The 18224-nt window shown below is 38.7% G+C and carries 20 protein-coding genes and 1 tRNA gene; 6 read left to right on the forward strand and 15 right to left on the reverse strand.

Going from position 1 to position 18224, the window contains the following annotated elements; all coding sequences use genetic code 11:
• Nucleotides 1–48: 48 nt before the first annotated feature.
• From recJ to H5975_RS01440, 4 genes are all read left to right on the forward strand, one after another.
• Entirely contained in the window at nt 49–2361 is a 2313-nt protein-coding gene (gene recJ / locus H5975_RS01425; protein WP_204784571.1) for a single-stranded-DNA-specific exonuclease RecJ, read from the forward strand.
• Nucleotides 2362–2374: 13 nt separating this feature from the next.
• Complete coding sequence (locus H5975_RS01430) at nt 2375–2893, forward strand: adenine phosphoribosyltransferase (protein WP_178661560.1); 519 nt, start codon at nt 2375–2377, stop codon at nt 2891–2893.
• A 26-nt stretch (nt 2894–2919) separates the two neighbouring features.
• Complete coding sequence (locus tag H5975_RS01435; RefSeq protein WP_204784572.1) at nt 2920–3498, forward strand: DUF308 domain-containing protein; 579 nt, start codon at nt 2920–2922, stop codon at nt 3496–3498.
• 74 nt (nt 3499–3572) lie between these two features.
• Nucleotides 3573–3661, forward strand: a tRNA-Ser gene (locus tag H5975_RS01440).
• Between the two features lie 267 nt (nt 3662–3928).
• Here H5975_RS01440 and H5975_RS01445 read toward each other — a convergent pair.
• From H5975_RS01445 to H5975_RS01510, 15 genes are all read right to left on the reverse strand, one after another.
• Nucleotides 3929–4333, reverse strand: coding sequence for a hypothetical protein (locus H5975_RS01445; RefSeq protein ID WP_204784573.1), 405 nt, complete (start codon nt 4331–4333; stop codon nt 3929–3931).
• Between the two features lie 307 nt (nt 4334–4640).
• Entirely contained in the window at nt 4641–4943 is a 303-nt protein-coding gene (locus tag H5975_RS01450; RefSeq protein ID WP_204784574.1) for a head-tail connector protein, read from the reverse strand.
• A gap of 85 nt (nt 4944–5028) precedes the next feature.
• The gene (locus H5975_RS01455; protein WP_239473106.1) at nt 5029–6588 is read right to left on the reverse strand and encodes a phage major capsid protein; all 1560 of its coding nucleotides are present in this window, start codon (nt 6586–6588) and stop codon (nt 5029–5031) included.
• Entirely contained in the window at nt 6563–7696 is a 1134-nt protein-coding gene (locus tag H5975_RS01460) for a phage portal protein (protein WP_204784575.1), read from the reverse strand. Before H5975_RS01460 ends, H5975_RS01455 begins: the two co-directional genes overlap by 26 nt.
• A 19-nt stretch (nt 7697–7715) precedes the next feature.
• Nucleotides 7716–9416: a terminase TerL endonuclease subunit gene (locus H5975_RS01465; protein WP_204784576.1), complete on the reverse strand. Its 1701-nt coding sequence runs from the start codon at nt 9414–9416 to the stop codon at nt 7716–7718.
• Entirely contained in the window at nt 9413–9901 is a 489-nt protein-coding gene (locus H5975_RS01470) for a phage terminase small subunit P27 family (protein ID WP_191684501.1), read from the reverse strand. Before H5975_RS01470 ends, H5975_RS01465 begins: the two co-directional genes overlap by 4 nt.
• Nucleotides 9902–10436: 535 nt before the next feature.
• Complete coding sequence (locus H5975_RS01475; protein ID WP_342590530.1) at nt 10437–10874, reverse strand: HNH endonuclease; 438 nt, start codon at nt 10872–10874, stop codon at nt 10437–10439.
• 112 nt (nt 10875–10986) lie between these two features.
• On the reverse strand, nt 10987–11334 hold the full coding sequence (locus H5975_RS01480) for a phage head closure protein (protein ID WP_204784577.1): 348 nt from the start codon (nt 11332–11334) through the stop codon (nt 10987–10989).
• The gene (locus tag H5975_RS01485) at nt 11334–11543 is read right to left on the reverse strand and encodes a hypothetical protein (protein ID WP_204784578.1); all 210 of its coding nucleotides are present in this window, start codon (nt 11541–11543) and stop codon (nt 11334–11336) included. The genes H5975_RS01480 and H5975_RS01485 overlap by 1 nt, the downstream gene beginning before the upstream one ends.
• Nucleotides 11544–11769: 226 nt before the next feature.
• On the reverse strand, nt 11770–13410 hold the full coding sequence (locus H5975_RS01490; protein ID WP_204784579.1) for a virulence-associated E family protein: 1641 nt from the start codon (nt 13408–13410) through the stop codon (nt 11770–11772).
• The gene (locus H5975_RS01495) at nt 13411–14421 is read right to left on the reverse strand and encodes a hypothetical protein (protein WP_204784580.1); all 1011 of its coding nucleotides are present in this window, start codon (nt 14419–14421) and stop codon (nt 13411–13413) included. It lies immediately after the preceding gene.
• Complete coding sequence (locus H5975_RS01500) at nt 14418–14684, reverse strand: hypothetical protein (protein WP_204784581.1); 267 nt, start codon at nt 14682–14684, stop codon at nt 14418–14420. Before H5975_RS01500 ends, H5975_RS01495 begins: the two co-directional genes overlap by 4 nt.
• 117 nt (nt 14685–14801) lie before the next feature.
• Nucleotides 14802–15005: a hypothetical protein gene (locus tag H5975_RS01505; RefSeq protein ID WP_204784582.1), complete on the reverse strand. Its 204-nt coding sequence runs from the start codon at nt 15003–15005 to the stop codon at nt 14802–14804.
• 15 nt (nt 15006–15020) lie between these two features.
• Nucleotides 15021–15152 carry a hypothetical protein gene (locus H5975_RS08925; RefSeq protein ID WP_275086934.1) on the reverse strand — a complete coding sequence of 44 codons (132 nt, stop codon included), beginning with the start codon at nt 15150–15152 and terminating at the stop codon, nt 15021–15023.
• A 38-nt stretch (nt 15153–15190) separates the two neighbouring features.
• Nucleotides 15191–15463: an excisionase family DNA-binding protein gene (locus H5975_RS01510; protein WP_204784583.1), complete on the reverse strand. Its 273-nt coding sequence runs from the start codon at nt 15461–15463 to the stop codon at nt 15191–15193.
• 196 nt (nt 15464–15659) lie between these two features.
• On the opposite strand from H5975_RS01510, the gene H5975_RS01515 reads away from it, so the two are divergent.
• Nucleotides 15660–16346, forward strand: coding sequence for a helix-turn-helix domain-containing protein (locus tag H5975_RS01515; RefSeq protein ID WP_204784584.1), 687 nt, complete (start codon nt 15660–15662; stop codon nt 16344–16346).
• Nucleotides 16347–16584: 238 nt separating this feature from the next.
• Complete coding sequence (locus H5975_RS01520) at nt 16585–17727, forward strand: site-specific integrase (RefSeq protein ID WP_204784585.1); 1143 nt, start codon at nt 16585–16587, stop codon at nt 17725–17727.
• Nucleotides 17728–18224: the final 497 nt, after the last annotated feature.

An 18224-nucleotide genomic window follows, 5' to 3' on the forward strand; every position in this document is an offset into this window, starting at 1 on the left:
GAAGGCCGGGTTTAATTCCTAGCCTTTCATTTGTTTAGGAGATAATTTATGTTAGATGCAAAATTCAACTGGCAGATGATACCTCAACAGCCAGATGAGCAAGTAAAAGAGATTCAGGAGCAATGCCAAATACCCCCAATTTTAGCAAACTTGCTTGTGGCTCGTGGATTAACGAATGCTCATGATGCACAATTGTTTTTAAAGTCTCAATTACAACAAATTCAATTACCAAATCAGTTGCATGATATGGAAAAAGCTGTTAAAAGAATTCGTAAGTCAATCAATGAAGGACAGAAAATTACGGTTTATGGAGATTATGATGCTGACGGGATGACAGCGACATCAATTATGTTTGAAGCATTAGAAACTCTTGGTGCCAATGTTAATTACTATATTCCTAACCGCTTTCGAGATGGATATGGACCAAATCAAAAAGCTTATCAGAAAATTATCGATGATGGTACTAAATTAATCATCACAGTTGATAACGGGGTAACTGGGAAAAACGAAGTTGCTTTTGCAAAAGAAAATGATGTTGATGTTGTCATTACGGATCACCACAGTATTCCTCAAGAATTACCGGATGCAGAAGCAATTGTTCATCCACAGTTTCCAGGTAGTGAGTATTCATTTGGAGATTTATCAGGAGTTGGAGTTGCATTTAAAGTCGCGTGGGCATTACTAGATGAATTTCCTTCAGAAATGCTGGACTTGGTTGCAATCGGTGAAATAGCTGATCTGGTATCGATGGCAAAAGAGAATCATGCACTGGTTAAATTGGGGATTCAACAGCTGCAACAAGGGCTGCGACCAGGGATTCATGCACTTTTGAAGATTGCGGGGGTAGACGAAAGTAATTTAACTAGTCAAGATATCAGTTTTGCCCTAGCTCCGCGTTTAAATGCTTTAGGAAGAATTGCGGATGGAAATGATGGTGTTAAATTATTAACAACCGTTAGTGAAAATGAAGCAGATCAATTAGCCCATCAAGTGGACCAATGTAATAAAGAACGGCAACTTTTGGTGGATCAGATTTTTAAAGAAGCAAAGGTAAAGGCTCTGGCCCCTGATAATTTAACAAGGAAAACATTGTTAATTGTTGGCCATGGCTGGCATCAAGGAGTATTAGGGATTGTTGCTAGCAAAATTGTTGAGGCCACAGGGAAACCAACCATAATTGCCAGCGTTAATGATGGGGAGCTAGTTGCTAAGGGCTCTGGACGAAGCGTGGAAGGTTACGATTTATTTGCAGCTCTCGACCCTCATCGAAAATTAATGACTGCATTTGGTGGTCACGTAATGGCTTGCGGAATGTCATTTATGATCACGCAAGTTCCTGCTATTGCTAAAGTACTGGAAGAAGCGGCTGATCAGCAGAAACTGGATTTAAATCAAAAACCTAAACTAAGGGTTGCTGGTCGGATTTCTCCAAATGACGTTACGCAAGAGTTATATAATGCAATTCAAAAATTAGCGCCCTTTGGTCCTGATAATGATGAACCAGTGTTTGAAATTGATACGCCTGAAATTGTGAAGGCTCAACAAATTGGCAATAGTAACCAACATTTGAAATTTGGCATTAATAGCCAGGGCCAGGTAATTGATGTCTTGGCTTTTAACCATGGTGAACAGTTACATTATTTCGACCCGGGTGCTCAAGTTAAGTTAGCAGTTAAATTATCTATGAACAATTGGCGTGGCCAGAAACAAGTGCAATTAATGCTTACTGATGGCGAAAGTAGTGGAACTTTAATTTTGGATCAGCGGGCTAAGCGTTTAGTTCCTTCTATGTTCACGGATCAGGCTGATTATATTGTTTTCAATGATCAACTCAGAAAAAATATTGAAGGAAACACTGCTGGACGAGTTTTAAATGGTTCTCAACCTGTTAAGGGCACTAATAGTAATGAATTAGTAATTGTAGACGTACCAGAATCTATTGATGAGCTTGTTCATGTTTTACAGTCGAACAAAGGTGTTAGTGAAGTGAAGTTATATTTATATAACTTTAAAAATGTCCATCATTCTGATTTGCCAACGCGCAAACATTTTGTACGTTTATTTCAAACAATTCGTCAGCACGGTCAAATTAATTTAAATAACCAAATGGAGGACTTGAGTAACTATCTACAAATTAGTACAGAACAGTTAATTTTTATGACAAAAGTGTTTTTAGAACTAAGATTTGTTACAATAAAAAATGGCTTGTTAAATTTAGCATCAAATATTCATAAAGGTGAACTAAAAGAGACCGAAACATATCGTAAGTATGCTAAGCGTCTTCAAGTTGAACGGGTGCTAATTAAAAGTGATACCAGGTCTTTGAACGAATGGATTCAAAAAAATTTAGGTTCCAATTAAAGGAGATTCAATCATGTCTTTGGATTTACATAAATATGTTGTTAGTATTCCTGATTACCCTGAAAAGGGGATCATTTTCCGTGATATTTTGCCATTGATGGCAGATGGCCAAGCATTCAAACAGGCGACCCATGAGATTGTAGATTATGCTAAAAATAAACACGTAGATATGGTCGTTGGTCCAGAAGCACGTGGCTTTATTGTTGGTTGCCCTGTCGCATATGCACTTGGTGTTGGCTTTGCCCCAGCTCGTAAAAAAGGAAAGTTACCTCGACCAGCTATTTCTTCAACCTATGATCTTGAATATGGAGAAGCAACATTGCAAATGGAAAACGATGCCATCAAACCAGGTCAAAGAGTACTAGTTGTTGATGATTTATTGGCTACTGGTGGTACCATCTCAGCTACTATTGATATGGTTGAACGAATGGGTGGTGTCGTAGTTGGCACAGCATTCATTATTGAGTTGAAAGACTTACAAGGTCGTAAAAAAATTGCTGATTACGATGTCAAGGCTTTAATGGAATATTAAATATTCAATTTAAGGATGGATTAAATATGATTATATTAGTTGTTTTTGGTGGATTGATGTTAATTCTGGGGTTATTTTACCTCGCTAATTCATGGCAACAATACCGAGAATGGAAATGGGCGACATTTATTGTTCTTGTTAGTTTAGCAGTAACTGTATATGGAGCAATTAATCTGCCATATTGGCATCACAGTAGTCACAACAATACAACACAACAGACAACTAGTGCTAAAAGTAGTAGTTTATCTTCTTTCTCAAATGGTGGATTACAAACCCAAGAGAACAAAGAAATGGCAATTCTTCGTCAGATGCAAAAAGCATATGCCAAGATGGGTAATGTTACATTTGACAGCAATACTAAAACATTTCGTATTCAGCCGAAGGATGGCGATGAATCTAAGGCGATCTCATATGTGATTCAGAACCCCGGACAAGCTGATCAAGTCGGGTGGCCAAACCTTACTAAATCGATTGATTCAACTTCAAAGCAGCTCAAAAGTGTGTTAGGGTCGGGATACTCAGTAAGTATCATGAATCCAGATAATAACAATTCAGCAGTTTACACTGCTAAGGATGGTAAAGTTACATATAATGCTGTTAAGTAAACCACGATGGCTTGCTGCTAGTATATGAGGGGACTTGCTCATTATTAGCTAACTTGATATAATTACAATGTTATGGAGAGTTGGCAGAGTGGTAATGCACCGGACTCGAAATCCGGCGAACCCATGTTGAATGGGCGCGCAGGTTCAAATCCTGTACTCTCCTTAAATAGATTTCATAGACTTTTAGGAAGTTCCCCAAACGTTGTTAAATCAGCATTTGAGGGATTTTTTATTTACTTAAAATGCAGGAATAAGTAAATAAATGTTCTCAAAGAGTTCTCAAAAATGTATCAATTCTCATGTTTCATTGACACGGTGGCCACCTTAATTGGTGGTCTTTTTTGTACAAAAAAAGGTGCCCAAATCAGGCACCCCTCCAAAACATTAACAAAATCAATTTACAATATTTCCTTTGAAAATCAAATAATCATCATTCGTACACCTGGGGCTTTTTCATTTCGTCTAAGAGCTGATCCATACCATAGTTTTTGGCGAATTCTACTAATGCCCGGTTCTTCATGCTATTAAAGCTACGTAAACTAATGTCATAGCGTTGGCATAGTTGGGGGCGAGTGTATTTCTTATTGATGATGTACTTATTGATAATGAATCTGTACTTAGAATCTTTAATGTTATCAATGGCATCTTCTACCCGGTGCAATCGCCAACTAAAATCAGCATGGTTGACGAATTTACTTTCAGTATGGTTTAAGTTGCTGTGAGAACCAGTACCCTCAAATGAGGGACTGGGTAAAAAGTTTATCTGTTTCAAATCATGCTTAATTCTTGAATAATCTTTTAGCACCTGGCGAATTTCTTTAATATCTTTTCGCATAATTGTAACCACCTTTACTGTGATTACTGGGTATATAAGAAAAGCGTCGCAATTAACGACGCCTTAATAGTTACGTACAACTCTGCCAGTTGCCTGGTGAGCAAAGCTCTGTAACTTCAGCTATTTTATTTGGAAATGGAATAAAGAAATCAATAAATTTAAACAATGCTTGAAAGCACCAACATTCTTTTGCTCGTTTCAACAGATGAACACATTGAAAGATGTTTATGATATATTTGTGCTATTTCTAGCACACCTCTATTATAACACTTATGAATAGTTATTGCTATCCTATGCAATATATGAATTATTGCCAGAATTTCCCTCGTAACTGTTGAATCAGCGAACGAACTTGATATGGTGTCTTTTTTATGTCAGTAGTTCGATTACTATACCAGAACTGAACTAATAAAATTACAGCTAAATTGAATTTGCGATTATTAATTAAATCTTCTTCGGGCTGGCCGTCCTTAACTGCATTAGCTACGTAATCCTTAGCTGTGTCAATATATCCTTGAATTAATACATCATCTTCATTACCATCAATTCTCAAAGCATTTTTGATGGTATCAACGCTGATTTCTGGTTGATTGTTTATTGTATCTGTCATTTTATATCACTCCTAACAAAATAAGAGCCTACCCACTCATAACGAATAGGTAGGCTCTTTGAGTTGACTGTTACTATATTATTGGCTACTTACCAGCAGGCTTGGTAGCAGAAAGTGAAACGTTAATAGCAGCGTCACTTGAAATAGGTTCATAATCAGAACGAACAATGACAGATAATCCTTGGGCGAATTGATCGAACTTGTCCCATTGAGCGGTTACTTGGTTACGACGGAACACGGCAACGGCTTCGGAAATGTCACCAGCAATCATTGGGAATGAACCGTCAGTATTGTTAGGCATAACCGTATCACTAATCATTACCACTGGGGCACCGAATAATGAGAAACCACTAGCAGCGGTAGGGTTTGGTTGTAGTAAGTAACGTCCTTCGCTGTCCTTCAAAGTATCCAGGTAGTTAAATCCAGACTGGTTGACTAACCACATCTTGTTTAAGGCAGGGTCTAATTCAACATTGAAAATCTTCTTTAAGTCATCGGTAGTAGTGGCATTTTCCTTCTTGAAAGTATTGCTGGTTAATACCTTCATAATGTTTTGATTGTCGGTATTGTCCACCAGCTTTTGCAGTTGGTTCTTAACTTCGCCCACAATATCAACGGCAGAATCTTCTACGATTTCATTTGACAGGGCAATCTTACCAGCACGGGTCTTAACGTCAAATTGAACGTCTTCAAACATATTAGCGTCAACGTCCGCAATGTCTGCTAATTCTTCCTTAGTAGCTAACACAGCGGTGTTGTTACGCTTGGCGATTGGATAATGACCAGAACCAGCAGAAACGGTCTTAACAGTGGCGTATTGAGCCAGATTATACTTGCTGTTCTTTAACTCTAAGACAGGCGTTACAACTTCTTGTGGAATTACGGCAGTAGCACCGGAAGTTTTCAAACCGTCTCGCATTTCACCGTGAGAGCGAATAAAGTCTTCAAAACTACGGGTTTCGGTCTTTTCGTTGTTATCAATAATAGTCTTTTCAGTCATCTTCTTGTTTTCCCCCTTGATAAAGTTTTCATAGGAACGTGTATTAACATTTACATTTTGGTTGTCTGAATTGTCAGCATCTACGTTGGTTGAATCATAAGCAGGTACGGCCACCACAGATACATCAAACAGGTCTTTAATCTGATTGATAGTCCGGGTGATATTCCCCTGGTCGTCCTTTTCCCACTTGTCGGAACCATCGTCCACATCAAAACTGAATGAGCAACTGTCTAAGTTGCCAGCCTTAACATTGGCGAATACATCGTTGGCGGTAGTAGTGTCTGGCAGGGTGGCATCGAAGTGCAGGCCCTTATCATCTGGGGTCAGCTTTAAAGTACCAGCCTTAACACTTGCCAGAACTTGTGTATAGTCATGGTCATTGAGCATTAACACATTAGATAAATCCACACCTTTAAGGGCATCCGGTGATACAACTTCTTTGAATCCTCCTAAATCCTTACTAGGAGTGTTCCAAACAATCGCATATCCAGAGAGCTTTTTAGGGCTGTTTTGAGCCACTTTAGCAGATTGTGGATTGTTGTCTGATTTATCTTGATTATCGCTGTCTTGTGTTTCTGTGGGAGCCTGTGGTGTAGGTTCTGCTGCTCGCAATTCAGCGTTAATCGTTAATCGGCGATCTTCCATTATCTTCATTCATTCCTTTCTGTGTATTATCGTTAAAGCTGTCACCATCATTAGTAGGTGGTAGTCCTAACTTGCTACGGGCTTCATTTCTAGTCAGCAAGCCATTGTTATAACCATCAATTGCCTGTTGCTGAATAGTAGCAGGATCAAGGCTTAACAGCTTATCGGTGTTAAAAGTAAACTGTTTACCAAATTTCTTTGATAATTCACTGGTAAAGCAATCAAAGTAGTGTTGCAGGGTACTTTGTAAGTATTGCAGGTTACTTTGTTGCTGGTTGCTATGCTCGTTTTCAAGCCCTAACCGCTCAACGGGCAGACCAAATACTTTAGCAATTTGACGAGTAGTCCAGTCATTAGAATTGACTAACTTTAATACGTCCGTATTAAGTGACAAGTTGCTAACGTCCATAGAATCATCTACCACAACGGTTTTCATTGAGTTAGGCCCGGAATTGGCATCATCGAACTTTTGACGAATGTTCTTGATACTTTCAGGATTTAAATCAGCTTGATTAACTTTCACAACCGTTGTGCCATGAATACCGTTGTTAAAGAAGTTAAGTAGCAAATTATTACCAGCATTCTGTACGCCTAATTCATCTTTCAAAGCATACAAAGGACTTAATCCAGCTACACCGTCAAGGGTGAAATATTTGAAGTGCAGCACCTTATTAGGCGGAATCACTCGCTTAATCTTCCCGTTAGGTGAGTAGGTATACTTTAAGAGCCCGGTAATGGTGTCTTGGCTTACAGTCATTTGATTGTTTGGAATAAACTGCAAATTATGGTTCGGCAGAATTTCGGCGAACGAATTACCATTCAGTAGCATATTGGCAGCCAGAGCGAACTTGAAGTGAAAGCCGTCCATTGTTTCATTAGGGTTATCATTTATTTCTTTATTGATTACGTCTGTGTCACATAGAACGGGATTTGAAGCTATATCACTAGCAATAATGTTGATCGCTGTAAAAACATCACTATTACGTAAGTTAGACGGTGATACATAAGAATATGGATCATCGCTTGAAATACTAACTAACGCATCAAGAACTGGATCACCACTAGTTGCCGTTGTCTTTTTACTGAACCAGTCATTAAATAAACTCATTAATTAATCTCACCACCTTTCATTGCATAAACTCTGGACTGGAATAGAAGTCATTGAGCGTCTTACTCTTTTCTTGGTCATCAAAGTAAGAACGGGCAAAAACATAAGCATTCATAAGAGCCGCTGCTGGATCAATTCGACTGTTAGAGTTACGGCTTTTCTTTTGTAGTTGCCAGCCGTTGTTATCTTCTTTAATCCGGGCATTAATCATTGAGTAGCGAAGCAGCTGGTTATCGTTATGAATGATTTTCTTTTGAAACAGCTTGTCTCTAAAATCACGGGTAGGAACATTGAGCGTCAAACTACCTTGTCTTACGGCTCGCATATCCCAGTTAGGCATCTGTTTTTCAATCTTGGTTAAAATATCATTGAAGTTATAGGGGTCATAACAGATAATCGGTTTCCAGTGGTTCTTATTGCTTAGATTAACTAGGTAATTGAACACATCATCGGTATCAATTACGCCACTTTCTAGGGTAGTGATAGAACACTCACCACGCTTCTCACCAGCCCGGTAATTGAAGCCGTCTAACTTAATCTTGCGATCTAGGCCATACTTAGTACCTACCCACGAATGCGAATCCACGTAAAAACGGCCATCAATTGGAACTATCCAACTAATCGCCGTTAAGTCGTTGGTCTTACTCATATCCACGCCAATATAGACGTCACGTCCGGTAGTGTCGGGGGCGTCTATTTCAGTTTTATCCCAGTCGTCAACACTAATATATGAATCATCGGCAGCTTGAAGCCACATATTAAAGTTTTTAGTTAAGACTGGTATTAAATCATCTTGGGCAATTCCTAAATCAACATCATCTTGAATTTTAGGTTGCATACGCTTCTTAATTGCTGGAATTTCAAAGATAGGATTAGCTTTAATCCAGGTTTTAGGATTAGTAACTTCTTTACGGTCGTCTAATTCCCAGATAGCAATAAAATAGCGATCTGCTTGCTTCTTACCAGCTAACACATCGCTTAACATCTTATATTCAGTGTACATAGGAACATTTAAATCCAGCCCACTGGTTGAAATAATTAGTAACAAGCTGTTAGGTTCCTGTGCTTGACCAGATTTCAGCACATCATAAACTTTTCTATCCTTAGCAGCGGCGTATTCATCAAGAATAATGGTAGTACCGGCGTAACCATCAAGGGTATTGGTGTCACTAGCAAGGGCAGTGGCGAAACTATCGGTCGGCAGATCAGTAATCCGTTCTTTTTGCACCTTAATTCGGTGACGGACTAGACGGCTAGTCTTTTGAACCTGTCTAAGACTACTGGAAAGCATATTATAGCCCAGCTTAGCTTGTTTCAGTGCATTTGAGACGAATAGGACTTGGCGGTTCTTAGCTGGTTTGTTTTCCATCATCAAGCCAATAGAGGCTAGGGAAGCAGCTAGGTAAGTTTTACCAGACTTACGTGCCATTGACACCATACCCTGTGTATAACGTCGCTCGCCCGTTCCCTTTACTCGCCAGCCGTATAACTCGCTTACTATCCATTCCTGGTATTCGGCTAGGTGAAACTTACCACCATCGGTTAATGGCAACATCTGGACAAATTGGCAGGCTTTACGGGCCATCTTCTCATCATAGTAGAAGGGGAAGCCGTCACTCTTTGAACGCTCTAAATCACGCTTGTAGCGCTCACAGGCTAGGCGTATCTTCTTGCCAGCTACGATCTTGCCAGATAATACATCATCAACGTATTTAATCACCCGGCATCATCTTCTAAGAAGGCAGCAAACGGGTCTTCGGGGTCTTGTTGCTTTACCTTCTGGTTCTCTAACTTGGCCCGGCTGCTAATGTTCAGTCCGAAGTCACTAGCAATGGCACGCATATTCTTAATGGCCTTGTCTTGCATATTGAAGTATGGATTGATCTTCTTAGTGCCTTGCGAAGTCATGACACACAAGCCATCTTGAAGGATATACTTTTGGCAGGTGTGGACTGTCTGTGCTAGGACACAGTAATTAATTAATTGGCTACGGTCTAGGTTGCTTGCTGGTGTTTCCTTTTTGAGCAGGGGCACGATCTTTTGCCATTCCTTACGGGCGTAACCGTGTAACTCTTCGGGCACTGTTTCATCAATTGAATCATAGTTTTTTTTAAGGTTATTCTGGACTTCTTCACGATCTGCTAACTGATCTTTCGTCCAATGGCCTCTTAACTTTTCTACTGGTTTAATTTTTGCTCCAGCCATACATTCACCACCTTAGTTATATAAAAAATAGCCAATAGACGAACATCTAATGGCTATTTATACCCAGTAATCTTTATTATACGAACATTATACCTTTTTTAACTCAAAAAGGCAAGTCAATGTTAGTATTTTTACGAACATTGCCACTTAAATTTAAGGCTAATAATCGGCAATTACAAAATTCTAAAAAACACGAACAATAATTGATTATATAGTCATATTGTTCGTACATGACGAGAAAAAACTATTAAAAATGGATTTTTACAAAAAGGAATGTGAATGTGTCGCTCTTTTCGCCGTCATACCAGCCCCCCTAAACAATAAAAAAGCCGAACGGTATTTCACGTTCAGCAATTTCAAATTTTATTTTGATTAGAATAGCAATTCAATAAACTTCACTAGCAGCCAAAGTAAGAAGATAAACATAACTAGTAACAATAGGTGTAACTTGAAGACTATCCAATAGGCAAATGTAAAGCCGATTAAAAGTACAATCAAAAAGAATATAACTACAAACCAGTTGCTATCTTTAAACCTATTCCATTTGTCTTTCATGTTGTTGTCTCCTATATTTAGCTTGCCTTGTCTTTCGGTTGTGACAAGCATAGCATAATGTTTGTAGATTGTCTTGGTCTAGTCGTTTGCTCCAGTCATCTCTTAGCTCAACAATATGGTCTACTAGATCACCTTTACGATATATTCCGTTTGCTTCACAGCTAACACATAACGGGTGCATCATTAACCAATGGTGACTTAGTTTCTTCCATGCTGTCGAACGATAGAAACGTTGGTACTTACCTTCATGCTTACTGGTTATTCGCTTATAGTAGATAGCTTTATTAATCTTGTGTCGTTCCTGTTTATCTGCTCGTTTAATCGGCTTACGGTATTCATGTTCATTACAATAGCGCTGGTCATATGGTATTAACTTCATACAACCAGGGTGATTGCATAGGTGTCTTGGTTTACTCACGTTATCATCTCCATTCAGAGTAATCTTAATGATTAACTATCCGTCTAATTATTTTTCGTTTCGTCTGAGAGCAAAATAAAAAGGGCACTGTATCAAGCAGTACCCTATATTATTATGAATTATTACTTAATCCACTTTTATCTTGAAGTGTTACCAGGTCGAAGGCGTTAAGTCTATCATCGCTGTTGATAGCAATAATCTTGTATTCATGATCTTTGTACTTAGCACTTAGTTTCTTATTAACATCTGGATTGTGTCTAATTGCCAATACTAAATCAGCGTTGACGTGTGTTCCTAGATTATCAAATGTTTGGGTCTGGGTATTGGTGTATTCTCCACACCAAACGGTAGTTAGTGGCTTGAATGTTTCGTGACCACCGCTAATGGTATCATCTTCTACGAAGTCATATGTCCCAAACTCAACCCGTTGTTTCATTCGTGTAATATCATAATTAAGCACTACTTATCACCGTCCTTATAAATAAGTTGTCCGTTGGCGTCTATTATTTGTTCGTTTCTTAAAAAGTTCCATACGTCCATAAGTTTAATAGGCTTAAATGTTGTATCTTTTAGTTCTCGGTACTTTTTAATCGTATAACTTAAATCAATTATCTTGCTTCCCATGCTATCCTTCTTTTCTGTGTGAGCGCCCACAATGGCACGCTTCATTTATGCTACCGTGCCGCCTTGAATCGTTGTCATAGCAATGTTTATGGCAATAACTGTACGGTACGGTAAAAACTAAAAACATTTACTAGGTAACTTACTCTTACAACCCTTACAAGGTCACTCTTTATATACCGTCCTACCGTCCTTAATAGAGTGTTATCCCTACTGTATCAAGGGGTTAAAGGTAGGACGGTAGAAAAGATAAACCGTCCTTAACTGTCCTAATTCAAACACGTTTATATCCTTTATGTTCTTTGCCGAACAGCTTGCAATGGTTACTCTTTTTCCATTCGGGGTCGCCATCAAATACCATTGCAATCTTAGTGGTTAGTGAATTCTGGCCACCTCTAGCAATTTCTTTATCGGTTTGATTAAAGGCAACCTGTAATAATTCTGAATTAGTAAATGACTTCATCTTGTGTAAATCCTCTTTAGCAATAATTGTTCTAACGTTATCGCTATCTTTACTTTGAGTAACATAAGCATATACGCCTTCATCTCTAACTCGTTTCCAATATTCCCTCCGTTGAAAGATTGAAAATTCGTCCCAGTCAATTGGAACCAGCAGGTTAGCATATTCCTTCATAAGGTTAGCTTGCATATCAAGAGTATTAGCTTCGGCTTGCTTTTGTTGAGCTGTTACTCGCATTGACTTGCTTAACATTAACGGGTGCCCGTTGTCATACAAAGTCTTTGCTTCGGCTAGCACCTGTAAAATCTCTGAATTGTTGTAATCACCAGGCCGTGGTGACTTCTTGGTAGCTCGCTTAATTTCACAGTGAATAGGGAAGAAACGGCGGTTCCCAGTTAGATCGTGTAAATACTCTGTCCGGTTGACAGTACCAATAAATACATTTTTCCGTGGGTGATCTTCATTGATAGTGCCGTACGGGGAACGATAGCTGTCGCTTGTTGCGGTAACAAAAGATTTTGTCCGGGAAATAGAAGTCTCATTCATTGCTTCTAGTTCGCCAATTTCAATCAACCATTTTGCATGGACCTTGATTAAATCGTCTTTACGGACACCCATTGTCATAAGCGAATCATCAAAGTATTTAGGTTCTGACAGTAAAGAAATAAGAGAACTCTTACCAATTCCCTGGGCACCATCAATTACCGGTACCATGTCAAACTTGACCCCTGGATTATAAGCACGGGCAACCAGTCCAGTTAGCCATGTTTCTGTGACCGCTTTAACATAATCGTTGTTGTCAGCTCCTAGGTAATCAATAAAGAAGGTTGCTGCCCGTTTTTTACCGTCCCATTTGACGCTTTCAATTCGTTGTTTTACTGGATTGTATGAATTGTTAAGGGCTGCTAGTTTGATACCAGCTAGAACGGTTTGAGTTGAAGGGGTATAGCGATAATAACGTTCGATATTGTCAGTTAGTTGGTTAGTAAATTTATCGTCAACTGGTACATAGCTATTAGGCTTAGGATCTTTTCGATATTCAGCTTGTTCAGTAAATTGGTTCCAACGAAGCAACCCACTGTAATGGCTATCCCTAGTTAGGATTAAACGGACGTTTTCTCGTGACTTTGCATTGATAGCGCCATTCTTTGAAGTTAGCATATTGTCCCTTACTTCTTGCTTAGAATCCGGCCGAATGCCTAATGCTATTTGATCGGTTAGTCCTAGAATTAGCAGGGCTTTATAATCTGAATTAGCCATTTCAAGGCTTTTAACGTCTTTGAGAACGTCAGCGCCAAATATAGCTGCTTCTTTCTTTGAATACTCGTCTAGCAGCATATCTTCAATTTTGTTCGCAAGCTCTGCGCTTTTTGAATTAGAAGAGAATCGGTAACTGAATGCTTTAATTTCTTTTTTTAGTGCTTGAAGTTGTTCTTCAATATTTTCATCACTCATTTATTCAATGACCCCCTTTACGATAATCTTTGGCTGACGTTTCTTCCAACTGTTAAACTGTGCAGATTTATAGTTAATTGCGTTTTGAATGGTTATATCGCCATACGTAAAAGTACCAGTTTGTCGATCCCACTTAGGCCTGTATAGTTGTGTCTGTCGGAAAATCTCGTCCATTAACTGGGGGTCGCATCTGGTCCAGTAGGCTAGCATATTGCAGCAGCTCTGATCTTCGGCACTGTGGTCGAAGTCAAATACCTTGTGGGCTTGTGCTTCTCTTGTGCTGTCAAAGACTGGTACATCAAGCCAATTGCGAAGACGCTTGTTATCACCAGTATTGCTGTCAAGGATTGCTTGCATTATTCGCTTAGCAGCAGGTGAAAGCTGTTGATGGTGTTTAATCTGGACAGGCTTAGCGTCCACATTGGCTTTCTGTTCTAATTCTTGGCCGAATACCAGTTGGTAGAGTTGTGACCACCTTTCCTGGCCAATTGTGGTTATATGTGACGTTTCATCATTTAGGCAGTTACCAGTTAAGGCTACGAATCTTTTATCATGGTAAAGTTCACGGCTCTTGTTGTTGGTGTATTCATCTTTAACCTTTTTGTATTGACCGAAGTTAGTTACGGAATCATCTATTCTAAAAATGAAATGTAATCCAGATTGTGACGTGGACACCTCACAGTAGGTGTTGTCTAGTAAGAAGAGAATCTGGTCAATCAGATTGACCTCACCTAACTTGTGTTCGGCGATTGTGTCGGTAATATCGTCTAAGTCCAGCAGGCACCAACTATCACCTAGAAAGTAGGCCGGGCCACCATATTGATTAGGTTGTGCATGGTAAGTCTGGCGAACTTCATTAAACGAACACCATGTTGATGGATCATTGCTTTTCGCATTCTGTCCTTGAATAGGATTCCAAGGAATCTTGTTAATCCGGTCGCTATTGACGACACGTTTCCATAACCCCCAACGGTTGAAACGGCCCATTTCACTTGGTAGGTAAACAGTCATTGCTGATCACCCGTTTCTACTTGGTCTAAAACGTTATTTTTTAATTGTTCTTTTAGTGCCCAAACCAACGACTGAATTGCCGCCTTATCTCGGCGAAGCTCATATGCTGTCATTTCGGCTTTTTCTATTGGATAATTGTCATTTTCATCGTCTGGCACATATTGCAATGTTTGATCAAGCGTATCTTCTAAAGCGTTAATTAACCCCAACTCAAAATGAGCATTAAAACTTACTTGGTCTAAATCAATTTTTGTCTTTTTCATTTAAATTTTCCCTCCGTTTTGGTATAATGAAGGGGAATTCAATAAAGTTAGGCGGTGTATTGTTGGTTGGTCAGCAATACGCTTTTTCTTTATTAAATTCCCTATGAAACTTAGTCGTTACAGTGAATCGGTCGCCAAACTATCTTCACTGTCAACGGCTTTTTTATTATGCAAATTTCTTGCACGAATTAAATCATTCATTGCCTCATCAAATAACTGCTTGTCCGTAAGTTCAACACCATTAATGGTGACAACTCCCCGGCCTTGCAAAGCCATAATAGTTTCTACCGCATCTTGCAGTAGTTGATTACGAATGCTCATTAATAAATCGTCTCCTTAAAAACACAAATACCAAATTTCAAACAATACAAACATAAATGGCTGCAATGATACCAGCCAGACCCAAAAGCGATCAGCTTCGGGAGCCGCCCAATATTCCAACAACTTACGATCAATGGTTTGTAGCATTTAATTCATCTCCCAACATATCCCCCGTGCCAGGTTGATTACTTAGTAGCCATGAACTTATCTAGCTCATTCCGATTGAAACGATAAACTTTGCCGACACGCTTGAATGGAATTAAGTCATCAGCTAACCATTCGTTAAGTGTGTGGTTTGAAATTCCTAAGTATTTACAAGTCTGTTTCTTATCTAGGTATAGAGGAACATTGACCTGTGAAACACTAGCTTGAGCCTTAGCAGCCGTATCATATACAGATTTGATAATCGCATCTTGAATCGGCTTCGGTAGGCTGATTTCAGTCTTAATGGATTCCATGTTGCTCACCTCCTTTTTATGATTATTCAGTTCTTATTTACTGATTAATCATAATTTTCAATTATAATAATACACCATAGGCAAAAGAATGCAATAAAAAATCACCAATTAACCATAAAATTATGAAAAATCAGTGAAAAATGACCTCTTATGATGATATGATTATGTTAGTGCCAAAAAGGAGGTGAGCACTTCAATGCTTGCAAACAGATTAAAAGTTTTAGTTGCTGAACGGGGGTTAATGGTAAAGGACGTCATTGAAAACACAGGAATATCTAGGAATGTATTATCAAATATGATTAACAACCCCTTTGCTAACGTCTCCAATTCAAACCTTGACATTCTTTGTAATTATTTTGATGTTAAACCAAATGATTTTTATGATTATCTACCTTGGATTTTTAAATTTGAATATGATTGCAATGTTCTTTCTTCTGTTCCTAGCTCAATTAATGAATTTAATAAGCAAAAAGGGACTTTCGGAATAACTGTAAAATCAGCCGGAAAATCTTTGACAGAACCTTATCTAATACATTTTAAATACAACGATATTTCAGATGACGACAGAAAAGAATCATTCGTAGAAATGACTGGTGTACCTGATTTTGAAGTTAGTTTTACTCCAGAAGAAGGAAAACAAATCGATCAAATTTATTCGGAAATGTCTCCATTTTTTAAGCACTGGTTTCAGTCTGCTATAAAGACCAACGCTATCTTGTTTTTAAATGATATGCTAAAGCACTTTGGTTTAAAGTTAAAGCATCATAGTTCTTCAGTTGAAGTTACTTTTTATAGTGGCACGTTTGAAAATGGCGATATAAATTCAACCCTAAAAGAATTATTCAGCTTTACAACGAGTGTAAAGTCAGATGATTCTAAGTAGTCTGTGATCGCTGCTTAAGATTGATAATTACAAACGAGGCCAATTAAATTGACCTCAAACTTCGTGGTCGTTCTGAACGACTACGAAAATGGTTTCTAAATCAATCTAATGGATTTAAAACAGGTCGTTCTGAACGACTTGTTTTAGTTCCTTATCATTCAAATGGATAACGAATTATTCACCCTCTCAACATATCCCCCGTGTCAATGAATCGCACGAAAGAGAGGGAAAATATAGAATGGCTTCATATTATAAGGACAAAAACGCTAAGGGACAGACAATCTGGTATGTGAAGTACCGCAAGGCCGATGGTAGGCTAACTACTAAACGGAGCTTCAAAACGAAGTCAGCAGCTCAAAAGTGGTACCGTGAATATCAAGTTGATGTTGACCATTACGGCAAGGCGCTGAATGTTAGAATCACATTTGAAGAAGTCTACAATAAATGGTGGCCTGCCTATGATAAGAGTGTGGTCGATACCACTGCTCATAAGACTAAACAGATATTTAATAATCATATCTTGCCAGCCCTGGGCAACTATCGAATCAATGACATTAACGTTTCAATCTTGCAACGTCTGGTTAATCACTGGAACCAGATTTTGGTGAAGAATGATTGCCAGCTTTACACCAACCTGGTATTACGCCGGGCGGTTCAGTTAGGTTATATTCATGTAAACCCTATGGACAGTGTAATCAAGCCAAAGAAAAAAGCCCGTGCTTCCACCAATAACTTTTTCAGTCAAGATGAATTTACGGACTTTCTCAAATATCTAAGAGCAGATTATGAAGATGATAATCCCCGTGCTTTTATGATGTTATGGTTAGCGGCTGCCACAGGAATGAGACGGGGCGAAGTGCTTGGTTTAGAATGGAACTGTGTTGACTTGAAGAATCACACCATTAATATCAAGCGCTCATTGAAACGGTCTACACACGCTTATCTTGGTTCGCCAAAGAATCATTCTTCAATCAGAACAATTGCTATTGATGAAACAACGGCCAATTATTTACAACGGTGGAAGAAGCAGCAGCATAGTATTTTGAAGTATTTTAACTTTGACACCTATAAGACGAAGGGGCAATTGGTCTTCTCTACGTACAGGGCCAATAAAGCCTTACCGGAACCAACGGCCGATAAGTATATCAACCAGCTAACCAGCAAGCACGGCATGAAACACGTAACGTTTCACGGCTTGCGGCATACCCACGCTACTTTACTGGTTGAGAACAATACCAACGTTAAGTCAGTTTCAGAACGGTTAGGCCACTCGTCAATGGAAACGACTTTGAGAATTTACGTCAATAACGATAAACGTCCTAATCATAAGGTAGCAGATAACTTCGGGAAGTTAATGTTCTCAAAAAGTTCTCAAAAGTAGGTTATTAATATAGGAAGGGGCTTGCTAAAAGCCTATTATAAAGGGGAAAAAGCGGGTTTGTTATATATTACCTGTACTCTCCTTTTTTATGTTTGAAAGGCCTTGATATCAAGGCCTTTTACTTTTGCCCGTGCAACATTCGTGCACTTTTCTTTCATAAAAGAATTCTAAAAAAATATTAACCCTGGAAGATTTAATATGATAGACTTTCGGGGTTTTATATTTCTTTAAAATTCTAAAGTTGGCACACATTTGGCACACAAAAAATCAGCAGACCGTGCACCAGAAGTGGTCTGCCAAAATGATTATAGTATTTCCTTCTTTGATATTGATTTTAAACAATGCTATACTCATCGATAGCCAAATTTGACCTAAATATATTTGAACTTGGCAGATTGCAAGAAATAAGTTAACAATTATCATGTAAGTTTCTAAAAAAGACTTCAATTGGTGTTTGCCAATTTAAACATTTCATTGGTCTCGAATTAAGCCACCAA

The sequence above is a fragment of the Limosilactobacillus coleohominis genome (assembly GCF_016901675.1).
GTDB lineage: Bacteria > Bacillota > Bacilli > Lactobacillales > Lactobacillaceae > Limosilactobacillus > Limosilactobacillus intestinavium.